At 48.5% G+C, this 11921-nt stretch carries 9 protein-coding genes; 4 read left to right on the top strand and 5 right to left on the bottom strand.

Translation table 11 applies throughout. The annotated features are described in order from the left end of the window. The 4 genes from BLV54_RS08505 to BLV54_RS08490 form a co-directional block, all read right to left on the bottom strand. Window positions 1-2550 (bottom strand): FtsX-like permease family protein, encoded by a 2550-nt coding sequence (locus tag BLV54_RS08505; protein WP_090570586.1) that lies wholly within the window; start codon window positions 2548-2550, stop codon window positions 1-3. Then, window positions 2540-3226: an ABC transporter ATP-binding protein gene (locus tag BLV54_RS08500; RefSeq protein WP_090570583.1), complete on the bottom strand. Its 687-nt coding sequence runs from the start codon at window positions 3224-3226 to the stop codon at window positions 2540-2542. The genes BLV54_RS08505 and BLV54_RS08500 overlap by 11 nt, the downstream gene beginning before the upstream one ends. 162 nt (window positions 3227-3388) lie before the next feature. After that, entirely contained in the window at window positions 3389-4438 is a 1050-nt protein-coding gene (locus BLV54_RS08495; RefSeq protein WP_090570580.1) for a DUF2278 family protein, read from the bottom strand. 99 nt (window positions 4439-4537) lie between these two features. Next, window positions 4538-4894 carry a hypothetical protein gene (locus BLV54_RS08490; RefSeq protein ID WP_090570576.1) on the bottom strand — a complete coding sequence of 119 codons (357 nt, stop codon included), beginning with the start codon at window positions 4892-4894 and terminating at the stop codon, window positions 4538-4540. 562 nt (window positions 4895-5456) lie between these two features. Here BLV54_RS08490 and BLV54_RS16080 point away from each other — a divergent pair. Beyond that, window positions 5457-5600, top strand: coding sequence for a hypothetical protein (locus tag BLV54_RS16080; RefSeq protein ID WP_176969718.1), 144 nt, complete (start codon window positions 5457-5459; stop codon window positions 5598-5600). A 201-nt stretch (window positions 5601-5801) separates the two neighbouring features. Here the strand turns inward: BLV54_RS16080 and BLV54_RS08485 are convergent, their stop codons facing one another. Next, on the bottom strand, window positions 5802-7418 hold the full coding sequence (locus BLV54_RS08485; protein ID WP_090570573.1) for a Na/Pi cotransporter family protein: 1617 nt from the start codon (window positions 7416-7418) through the stop codon (window positions 5802-5804). 361 nt (window positions 7419-7779) lie between these two features. On the opposite strand from BLV54_RS08485, the gene BLV54_RS08480 reads away from it, so the two are divergent. From BLV54_RS08480 to BLV54_RS08470, 3 genes are all read left to right on the top strand, one after another. Beyond that, a complete protein-coding gene (locus tag BLV54_RS08480) occupies window positions 7780-8529 on the top strand; it encodes a Mut7-C RNAse domain-containing protein (protein WP_090570571.1) in 750 nt (249 codons plus the stop codon). A 221-nt stretch (window positions 8530-8750) separates the two neighbouring features. Then, the gene (gene polX / locus BLV54_RS08475) at window positions 8751-10475 is read left to right on the top strand and encodes a DNA polymerase/3'-5' exonuclease PolX (RefSeq protein ID WP_090570568.1); all 1725 of its coding nucleotides are present in this window, start codon (window positions 8751-8753) and stop codon (window positions 10473-10475) included. A gap of 14 nt (window positions 10476-10489) precedes the next feature. After that, on the top strand, window positions 10490-11701 hold the full coding sequence (locus tag BLV54_RS08470; protein ID WP_090570564.1) for an alpha/beta fold hydrolase: 1212 nt from the start codon (window positions 10490-10492) through the stop codon (window positions 11699-11701). Window positions 11702-11921 lie beyond the last annotated feature (220 nt).

Below are 11921 nucleotides of genomic sequence, written 5' to 3'. Positions count from 1 at the left end.
TTACCAATCCTCTTTGACCGCACGTATCACATTACCGGCAACAGCATGTCGTCCAGCGAGCAGCGCAGTCAACGCCGCTGCCATCAGCATGGCAAGCGCCATGATGATCAGCCATTGCCACGGCACATGGAGCTGCATTGTCCAGTGGAACGACTGCGGGTTAACGATAAAAATAAGAATCAGGCTGATGCCCCCTCCCAATAAGAATCCGATGGTGATGCCGAAACCGGTCAGCAATCCCCCTTCCAGGGCCAGCATGCGATAGATCTGACCGCGCGTCACGCCGATATGGCGCAACATGCCAAATTCTTTGACACGCCTCAGCGCTTGCGCCGAGAAACTGGCTGCCACACCGAGCAATCCTACCCCGACTGCGATCAGTTCCAATAAATAGGTTACCGCAAAACTGCGGTCAAAAATCTTCAGGCTGATTGCCCTGATTTCATTTGGCTGCCAGAACGTCAATGTATCGCCAAATGGTAGCACTTTCAGCGCAGCCATAACCTGCTCAGGTGTAACGCCGTCCTGTAACCAGAGCGCCGCTTCATTGACCTGCAATTCACTCGTTACTTTTTGATAATCGCTCAATTGCATCTGGATGGCGCCAAATTGACGCCCATAGTCACGCCATACGCCAGCAACAATATAATCCTGCTGCACCTCGCTCAGTGGCAGTGCCACCCGTTTGCCTACCCGGTAATCATAGAGGTCGACCATTGCTTCCGATACCCAGATAGGGATTGCCTCTGGCGGAATTTCTGCGGAATTTAACGCAGTGTCTGTCATCGGCAGAGTATTGCCCGGATCAGTCTTATCGATTGGTCGGGCAATCAGTGTAACAGTTGGTCTAGTCGGATCCAGGGTAATCTGCAGCGAGCGGATGAAATCGATGCGCTCGATCCCCGTTGTTGCAGCGATCACTTGCTGCTCCTGGGGTGTGAAGCCAAGCGCATCCTGACGAACCTCTGTGCGCACATAGATATCGGCAGGCAGAATATGCGCCAGCCAGTCTTCTACCGATATGCGGAAACTCGCCACCATGATCGCCATCGCTACCATCAGGCAGAAACTTACCAAAACACCTCCTAGTGCAATTGCAGCTTGCTGTGGCGCATTTGCTAGTCTGGCTAAAGCCAAAGTAGTCAGCGCACCTGCTGTCAGGCGGTTAAATACGCGAAATAGGCCGGAAAAAAGCAATGCAGTTAATGACGGCATCCAGGCGATACCGCCGATCAGCAGCAAAGCCACCGCAAAATAGCCAAAAAAGGGCAATTCCGCCACAGGTGGCAGTTGGGTCAAGATGACTGCCAGCAGTAAACAGATCAGCGCGGGCCAGGGAGTTTGCAATTTTGTCAGTGCGATCTCCTCGCTACCCGATTTGAGTGCTGGCGCGGGATGGGCACGAGCCGCTTCCCATGCGGGTAGTAGGCTGCCTAATAAGGTGACACCAATACCCAGTACCAAAAAGAGTACAGCCGCTAATGGGCTCAACTGAATGCTCGGCTTGATCTCAGAGAAAAATCCCCCGCCGAGATCCCCACCGTAAATATGCAATGCCGTTGCGGCTAGTGCATAACCCAGCCCGAGCCCCAGCAGAGAACCGAGTATGCCAAGCAAGCTGCTTTCCCGCAGGATCTGCAGCAGGATTTGATTGCGCGTCAGCCCAAGTACGCGCAACAGAGCAAATTGGGGGCGCCGCCGCAAAGTGGACAGTACTTGTGTCGAGAATACTAAAAAAGCACCGGTAAACAGCGCAACCAGCGCTAACACGTTCAGATTGATGCGATATGCACGCGACATGTTATGTACACGCCTTTCCTGGTCGATGGTTTCGGTTACCAGGTATTGTGCGGGTAGTTCCTTTTCAAGGGCTGCTTTAAATCCACGGTGATGGATACCTTGTTTTAATTTAAGATCAATGCGCGATAACACACCAATGTGATCAAAATGCCACTGAGCTGCGCCAATATCCATGACCGCAATACGCTGACCAGCATGTGCCCTGACCAGGCCACCTGCTACCCGCAGTGTCACAGTTTTGGTACCCAGACGCAGCGGCAGTCGGTCTCCCTGCTTGGCTTCCAGCCATTCCATCGCCGCAGGCGACAGAAAAATGGCATCGTCTGATAGCATGTCGAAGGCGCGACCTTCCTCAGGTACGCCGACTAAATCCGGAGTTATGGTTATAGCACGATACACATCGATCCCGAGGATTTTCAAGGTATTGTTTCTGTCATCTTCCAATTTAGCAGGAACGGCAACCTGAATTTCTAGCACTGGACTTGCGATCGCCACACCTTCATGCTGCGCCAATAGTGGATAGAGCATTTCATCAAAGGTCGGTTGCGTTGCGCGCACTTGCAAATCGGATTGACCGGACAAGCTTTTGACGGCTGCAGAAAACTCATTGACTGCCGCGGTATTAATCAAATGGATCGAAAAACCCATAGCTATCCCCAACGCAATCGCAATGAGCGCAGCCACGATTTGTAGCCGATGCGCTTGCCACTCACCCTGCAGGAGCCAACGAGACAACAAATTACGATACATGTGAACGCGCTGGATTTAAGGGATGCAAGCCAGCCTTGGTCAACAGCAGAATGCTATCAGCCGTTGCTGCAGCTGCTTGGGAATGGGTAACGATAATGCCAGCAGCATCATTGGCTTTGATTTCAGCGCGCATCAATTGGAGAATTTCCTGCGCCGTATCCGGGTCGAGATTACCTGTTGGCTCATCGGCCAGAATCAGCCGCGGGCGATGGACCAGCGCCCGTGCAATCGCCACCCGCTGCAATTCTCCACCCGATAATTGGCGTGGAAAATCCTGCTCCCGTCCCTGCAGCCCGACTGCGGATAACATTTGTTTGGCACGATCGAGCGGCAAATGATTGAGCAACAGCGGCAATGCCACATTTTGCAACAAAGTCAAATGAGGCAAAACATGAAATGCCTGAAAGATGAAACCAAAATGACGTCGCCGCAGGGAGGTAGCGGCATCGTCATCACGTGCCGACAGCTCGACGCCATCGACCCATATCTCGCCAGCATCAGGTACATCCAGGCCGGCAATCAGGTTCAGTAGCGTCGATTTCCCCACTCCTGATTCCCCCATGATGGCCACATACTCACCGGCTGCGAGGGTATACGACAAATCAGACAACACCTGGCGTCCATTCGCATAGGCCTTGCTGATGCCACATAATTCTAGGGTAGGGGTATTTTTCATGATAAGATGATTGTCCCATGAAAAAGACTCAAAAAGCCGCAATACAGATAAAACAGATCAAAATATCATTTTATCAGCTTTCAAACCTATATCGATTCAGACTACTGACTGGCATACTCAATGGAATCTAGCTATCCTAACAAATGATCAAATGATTCCGCTTCAAAACACGATGGTCCAGCCACTACGACATTGCTCTTTGGTATAGGATACGCCGTGATATTTAAGCCCATCTGGATTGAGTAGGGTGATAATGCCACCATTGTTGCCTAGCTTCGCGCCTTGACCATCCAGTTTTACGACACCGGTCGCTCCTGGATTTAGCTGCATATTACTGATAAAAGATCGCTTCTTGTTTTTATCGGCAATCAACCAACCGGACAAGTCAATAGTATTTGGAGAACGATTAATCAAGGTCACCGTTTCATTCCCCTGATCGCTCCCTTCCGGATTAACCAGTGCCGCTATGATTTGGACACTAGGTTCTATTTTAGGGGGAATAATGCTTTCGCATTCAGGAAGCCTGTGACCTGTTTGATCGTCGCTATGCCAGCATTGTGACTGGAAAGCGAAAAAGACAGCGACCCATTGTTCCGGCCAAATCTCCGTGCCAGCCCCAACCTGTTCTACACTTGGAAAATGAAAAAGTAGTCCACCATCCTGCCAAACACCATCTTCCTCAACATACTGCTCCACATTACCTTGATTCATGTGAATATTGTGAATACCATTCCCAGGTAGAAAACCAAAATATTTGTCTTTTATTTTTGCTTCAGGCCCCCAGCGTTCACCGAAAGCGTAAATACTTGCCCGTTCGTCACCGATAGCACGTTGCACATAAGCATCTAATTTTTCATTGAGGTCATTATCTGGACCTGGAAGATTATGCGGTAAAGGGCGAATTTGTCTTGGGTCGAATAGATTGCCACGTATGAAATCGAGCGCCATTTTCAGTGCCATTTTATCTGGTGCATTCTCGAGTCGAGTAAATCCCTTATCCAGTTTGACCAGCTTTTCCAGAATAGGATGGCGGAAATCATCAATGATCAAATATAAAAGCTCGGAAGGGGCCAACTTAGACTTTACATTAAAGGCGATACGATAATCCGTCGTATCGTCGATAACGTGTACTTCATAATGCGGACTGGAACCTTGTCCTATGATTTTATTGATAGCCTTACCTTTAAGAACGCCATATTGTTTTAAAACCATGATTCCTCCTAAAAAATGGATGAGTTGAATTAGGGGTAGCTTTTGAAAACTGTTGTTCAAATCTCCATGATTTTTCTATATTCAGCCTATCAGTTGAGGTTATTCGTAGATGACAAAACCGACGGGCAAGACAGTTAAATGAACCGCTTTACCAGTTCTCGACTCAATCTTGATTGATGAACCTATTTGAGCTGGCTCGGCCGAATAGATATATTTTAGAAATTTGGCGCTTAAATTGAAAAAGGTGTGTGGTCCGGTCGTTACTGGGTTACCGTTATTATCGATATATCCTTTTTCCTTTCCATCGGAAAAGCAGTTCGGCATCAAAAAATAGAGCACCCAATCTTCCCAGGCTGCAGGCGAAGGTGTGAATCGCCATGCTTGATAAGAGGCCCAGTCGACATCTGCAATCGATTGTTCGATTTTATCGTGGGTGTTGTTATCTATATTTCTCATGGTTTTTTAGCCTCCATTCTTCATTTAAATTTAATGAATTCATGGCAAAGCTGCTTCTCAGCTTGGCGGAAAATCCTTAAACTGCTCAACATCCGTGATTACTATCTGTCGTTTTCCCTGTGAACTCGGCAGATACATGCTCGCTTTCCCAGAGACATAACCATAGTTGCAACCTTGGCTCCAGCTATTTGATATTAATATTTTGAATAGGGTTGCAGATTAGCTGACGCTGGTTTCCAAAGTAAATTGGTTATCCGGTTTTCTTCTGTAATATTTTTGATAGCTTATACAAAGCTATGTTAATGACCAGGAAAAGCAATAGGTTATTAATTCCTCCTGATCTGATGGTCATTGTTTCCCATCTTTATCCCCATCACAATACGTGCAAATACGTAAGGAAAAGCACCTTAATAAATAATCATTCTGTTTTTTTGATTTCTGAAATATTTAACCCAGGAATCGCAGCTAAACGCTTAGTTTTATATCATAAATATATGATATATATGTATTTTATAAATTTTCTCATTCGCCACAATGGTGAGGCCACTATGAGATGCATCATATGTCGCTCCAGGCACGAATGCGGCGTTGCTCTTCGTTGCAGGGAACGACCCTGCGGCCTCATCGCGCCTTGCCTCACACCCGGATCAGCATACGCTCCACCCCTTCACGCTTTGCAGGACAAGCAGCTCTCCTTCTTGACTAACCAGCAAATATCTAGTGCAGGTAATTGATTGCACCGACAGCCTCAACGTGGCTGATTTTTATACCGGCACCACCAATATGTTAATCCAGCATTTGTCTGAGTTCATGCTCACACAATTGGCTCAGACATAACACAATACCGAGTCAGATGAACAGCTCACTCATGAAATATTCCCCGTTCGATGTGATCGAAGTTGAAGCTTCACTCATCCAAGGAATCTGGCGGTTCCATCTCGCCGTTTTCGGCTATTTCTTCAGCCAAATAATGGCATAGACGCCAAGTATGATAGGTTACACGCTCCAGCCAGCGAATGGCATCCAATGCCTCCAGCGCATCGAACGGACTCTGTTTGCCATTGGCTGTCTGACGCAAGATAACCAGACGCTCGTCGCGGCGTAACTCTGCCAAGGCTTGCGCTTGGCGCTCCATCTGTATCATCCAGTTGGACGACACCCGATGGAGCAATCCCTGACGCGCTAACGCCAGCACCTTTTGACAGCGGGTCAATGCACTCTGCAGCGCTGGCTGGGTCATCACCTTGCGTGTAGCTGTAGACAAATTCAGGCGGGTGAGTAACCGTGCCAGATGATCAATCGCGTGCAATTGGGCTATGCGCGAGCGGGATAGTGGCTCGTCATCGGTAATGGGTGGAATCCTTGCAAAGAAGTGCTGCGTCGTTTTTAAAGCCCCCTTGACTTCAACTCGCTGCAACTCGCTTACACGCGCCACCGCACTGCTCAGCAACTGATTCAGCAAGCTGATTGTCTCAAGCGTGGTAACGATCAAGGTACGGCGCGTGGACTCGAGCGCAACTGCCGGAGCCTGTAACAACGTATCGTCCAGGTGACGGGTAAGGTGCGGCCCCTGCTCAGGCAGTAGCCGCACGATCGAACGCGCAAAAGCACGGTTAAAAGGCAGAAAAATCGCCACGCCCAAGGTAATGAACGCAGTATGGAAAGCAGCCAGACTTACTGCACCCGGCTCCAAACCCATCTGTTGTTGTGCGAATGCCAGCCCCCATAAAAATGCTGGCAGTAATAGCAGGGCTATGACGCCGGTAACCAGGTTGAATGCGATATGAGCAAGTGCAGTGCGTTTGGCGGAGACGCTGCCGCCACTAGCTGCCAGGGCGCTGGTAACGGTCGTACCGATCGCTGCACCGATCACGAGTGTTGCTGCCTGATCGAAATTAACTGCATTGACATGCAGGGCAGTCAATGTAGTTGCCACCACTGCACTCGAAGACTGCATGATGACCGTCATGAGGATACCGATCACCACCGTTACCAGGTGGCTGATCACTCCGGTCGATGGCAGCGTAGCCAGATCGAAGATCCCGGCCATATCCTGCATACTGTTTTGTAGCTTATCGATGCCCACGAAAATCAGGCCAAATCCTGCCAGAGCAAGACCCAGCGAGCGCCAGCGACCATGGGAAAGTAACCGTAACAGTGCACCGATGCCCACCAGCGGCAATGCGTAAAAACCCAAACTCACTTTCAAACCAAGCATCGAAACTACCCAGCTAGTCCCAGTAGCTCCCAGACTTGCGCCCAGCACCACGCCTACCGCCTGCGGGAAAGTAAGCAAGCCTGCACTGACGAAGCCAATCAGCGTCATAGTGGTCGCGCTGGAAGACTGTACCATCAAGGTCACCAGCGCCCCGGACGCAAACGCCTTGTAAGGTGTGCCAGTGAAGCGCACCAGGGCGCGGTTAAGCGCATCACCGACTAACGCCTTGAGCCCATCAGTGAGCAGCACCACGCCCATTAAAAACAGGCCAACACCTCCCAGCAGCTGGAAAATCATGGCGGTCATGACCAGATGACCTCAAGCGAACAAAACAATCTGCGCACTTCCAACATTGATTTGATCAATCTCTATTTCCCCAGTTTGTACCAAAATATGCAGATGATTGTTGGTAGTATGCATCAATACTTATCTATGATCACCATTCCCGGCATTTTCATGCAATTTAACCTTAACCTGGGCTTGTTTCGTTCCAGTTGATAGCAAGATCACTCCGCACTCGACTCATTCCTTTTATTCTTTTTGATTTTGTCCGAGGTAACGTGGTACGCTCCAGCTGTCAATATGCAAAAGTGAGACCAAATGATTGACATATCAAACTAGATTTTCTGATAGTTTGCCACATGACAATCGTCTAAGAGCAGAGAAGATGCAACCAGATAAGGTAGCTGAATTTCGTTTCTATGCTGAGCTGAATGATTTTCTTTCTCCCGAGCAACGGCAGCAAACGATGCGCTGTCGTTTCAGTGGTCACCCAGGAATCAAAGACCCGATCGAAGCCTTCGGTGTACCTCATACCGAAGTTGAGTTAATTATTGTAAATGGTCAATCGGTGAGATTCGATTATCAACTGCAGGCTGGCGATCGTGTCGCTGTCTATCCAGTTTTCAAAAAACTGGACATAAATCCTTTGCTCAGATTACGCGAAGAAATCACATCTGATCCTCGCTTCATCCTGGATGTCAATCTGGGCAAGCTCGCCAAATTCCTGCGCTTATTGGGTTTCGACAGTCTCTATCGCAATGATTATCTGGATTCGATTATTGTGAAGATCGCAGTAAACGAGCAGCGTATTGTGCTGACTCGAGACCGTCGCCTGTTGCATGCCAAACAGATCCAGCATGGCTATTGGGTGCGCGCAGTCGATGTCGAAAGCCAGATCGATGAAGTCGTACACCGCTTCGATTTATACAGATTGATTCACCCTTTTGCGCGATGTCTTGTCTGTAACGGTGTGCTGGTTCCTGTCGACAAGACCAACATATTAGATCACCTTGAACCCAAGACGAAACGTTACTATGAAGTCTTCCGTCGATGCGTCAATTGCCAGCGAATCTACTGGGAGGGTTCGCACTTGGTGAATATGCGACGACGCTTCGCTGCCTTGCTAACATGCTAGCACACTATATTCGGCCCGGCCAGTCGAAGGCCGACATTCTTCAAATAAAAGCTGCAAAATCAACAAAGTTTCAGTAAATATCGTTGCGCGCCAGCTTTGCAAAACTGGTCAAAAGCATAGGAAGCTACTATGATCATAGCAGCCCCTCATGAACGTGCTTCCAGCTTGTTTATAACAGATTTTTTTCCTTTGCTTTTATTCTAAATAACAAAGGAGTCGCTATGCCTATCCATAATGCTGATATTGCAGCCATCTTCGAAGAGATCGCTGATTTACTGGAAATTGAGAATGCCAACGTGTTCCGCGTGCGTGCTTACCGTAATGCTTCCCGTACCTTGCAGGAACTGGGTAAAGATGTTCGCACCATGGTTCAAAAAGGGGAAGAATTGACTAGGCTTCCTGGTATTGGCGAGGATCTCGCCAACAAAATACGGGAAATCGTCGAGACTGGTCACTGTGCCATGCTGGATAAGCTGCACAAGCAATTGCCGTCAACTATCACGGAATTGCTAAAAATTCCCGGGCTGGGACCAAAACGGGTAAAGATTTTGTACCACGAATTGGATATTCATACTATGGAGCAATTGCAACGCGCGGTACGCGATCACCGTATTCAGAGCTTGCCTGGCTTCGGTGAAAAAACCGAGATACGCATTGCCGAAGCCTTGACCATTCATGCTGGCAGCACCAGCCGCTTTAAATTGGCCATTGCGGCCCAGTATGCTGAACCCCTGGCAGCTTGGCTTCGCACGATTTCCGGCGTACAACAGGTGGTCGTAGCAGGCAGCTATCGACGGGCCAAGGAAACGGTAGGGGATATCGATATTCTGATTACTGCTAGCCAGAATAGTCCGGTCATGGCCAGTTTTTGCAACTATGACGAAATAGCAGAGGTGCTCTCTCATGGCCCTACCCGTAGCAGTGTAGTCCTTAAAAGTAAGCTACAAGTGGATGCGCGCGTGGTGAAGCCCGAGAGCTACGGTGCAGCGCTGCATTATTTTACTGGCAGCAAGGCCCATAACATTGCCATTCGCCGCCTGGGCCAGGAACGAGGACTTAAGATCAATGAATACGGTGTCTTCAAGGGTCAAACGCGCATTGCTGGTGAAACAGAAGAATCCGTCTATCAGTCTGTAGGGCTGCCGTTCATCCCACCGGAGTTGCGCGAAGATCGTGGTGAAATTGAAGCGGCCAGAAGTGGGCGTTTACCCAAACTTATCGAGCTGGGTGATCTGAAGGGTGATCTGCATGCTCACAGTAAGGCAAGCGACGGTCATGACACCCTTAAAGAAATGGCTAGCGCTGCTCAACAATGTGGCTTTGAATATCTGGCTATTACCGAGCATTCACGCCGGCTCACTGTCGCCCATGGTCTCGATCCGGTACAACTGGCCAAGCAAATTGACGAGATTGACCGTCTTAACGAGCAATTAACAGGAATTACGCTGCTCAAGGGTATTGAAGTCGATATTCTCGAAGATGGCAACTTGGATCTACCAGACTCGATACTGACAAAGCTAGATCTAGTAGTAGGTGCCGTGCACAGCCGCTTCGAATTGTCCCGCGCCAAGCAGACTGAACGCATTCTGAAGGCCATGGATCATCCCTATTTCACACTGCTCGCTCACCCTAGTGGGCGACTCATTGCCAGGCGCGAACCCTACGATGTCGATATGTTGCGTATTATCCGCAAAGCCAAGGAGCGCGGTTGTTACCTGGAGCTCAACGCTCAACCGGAACGACTGGATTTGCTCGACATTTATTGCCAGGCAGCCAAGGATGAAGGCGTTCTAATTAGCATCAACTCGGATGCGCACAGCGTGTTGGATTTCAATAACCTAAGTTTCGGTGTTGGTCAAGCACGACGTGGCTGGCTGGAGAAGCAAAATGTACTGAATACACGAACATTACAAGAACTACAGCCACTTCTCAAGCGTACGATGTAGGGCAAAACTGGAATATGCGCTACACTACTTTGGCATTCATAATTTTGCTACTAGCGACGCTTTCTGGTTGTGTCCATCGGCAATTCGTCACCCAACCCTACCCGCGCTGGGGTGAGGAAATCCTTATCAACCAGGCAAATGATGCCAATCCCTTGCTCTTGCGGATATTACAACCTACCGAACCAAGCAATGCCCTAGCTTGTTTGCTCCTCGTTCATGGCATGAACGAATACATTGGGCGTTATAGCGAAATTGCTCGCTATTTCGCTCAGCGCTTCATAGTGGCGGGATTTGATCTCTATGCGCATGGCTTGTCTAATCCGATTCTACAACAGGCGGATCAAGCGCTGATTGCGGGAGCTGCTCGACAGGAAGTAAGTGATGCGTACCTAGCACAAATCCCACTGTACGATCTGGATCCAATGAGACAAAACCTCAGTCATGCATTAAAGCACTTGATTATCTCTTGCGATGAACAAGGTAAATCGGACAAACCGATCTTCATTGTTTCTCATAGTTTGGGTTCCCTGATTGCCGCTTCTTATTTGCTGTCGACTCAAATTGGGAACGAACCAGCCAGGCGAGTGCAAGGGATTGTATTGCTCGGACCAGCCTTTTCCGTCACTGAAGTTCCAGGCTGGCGCGGCTGGTTGGCAAATCCACTCATCAAGCTATCATTTCATGCAAAGGAGCATTTTTTGAATCCACAGAACGAGCCTTTGCCACTAATGATCATGAATCAGATCGTGTCCCTTGTTATCGTGCCTTTGCTCGATGGAATATTTGAAGTGCTATCCTGGCCAGGCCTGCGAACGCTATTCACACCGGCCACACCTGATTGGGTAGTAGACTATTTCACCGATAGCGAGGAAGAGAAGGCCCGTATCCGTGCAGATGGTTGGGTTATCCGTCGTACTCTGTTGCGCTATGTCAAAGGAATCGAAGCGGAAATCGTTCATTTTCGCCGTCATATGAGCGAATTCGCTATACCTTATTACCTGATCTATTCTGGCCATGATCCGATTACCCCATCCTGGGGTAACCAGGATTTTGCACGGGCTACCCTACAGAATCATCCTGATAATGAGTTGTTACCCCTATCGAAGTTGAGCCACCATGAACATCTTTTCTCATCGCAGCCGTTACGAGATGAGTTCCTAAAAAAAATCGAACACTGGCTGAATCTTCGTCTGCTTTCTTTGAATCGCGAAAAAACAATAAAATAAGAAAAATTATTTATTGGATTAGAAATAAGCATTACCGATAATAAATATATTTCGAGAACTTTGCACGGTTAGAAACAAATTTAGCTGATGAGATGGGATAATTACTCATCAAATCATGTTGTTGGGGTAATTTATATGAGTTTTTCAGATTTTGATGTTACTCGCCGCACCCGCAAAGGCAATTTTCTAAATCAAATTGATCAGTTGGTTGATTGGAACC

Source organism: Nitrosomonas sp. Nm33 (assembly GCF_900107265.1).
Taxonomy (GTDB): domain Bacteria; phylum Pseudomonadota; class Gammaproteobacteria; order Burkholderiales; family Nitrosomonadaceae; genus Nitrosomonas.
This window is presented reverse-complemented; position numbering and strand designations above follow the sequence as displayed.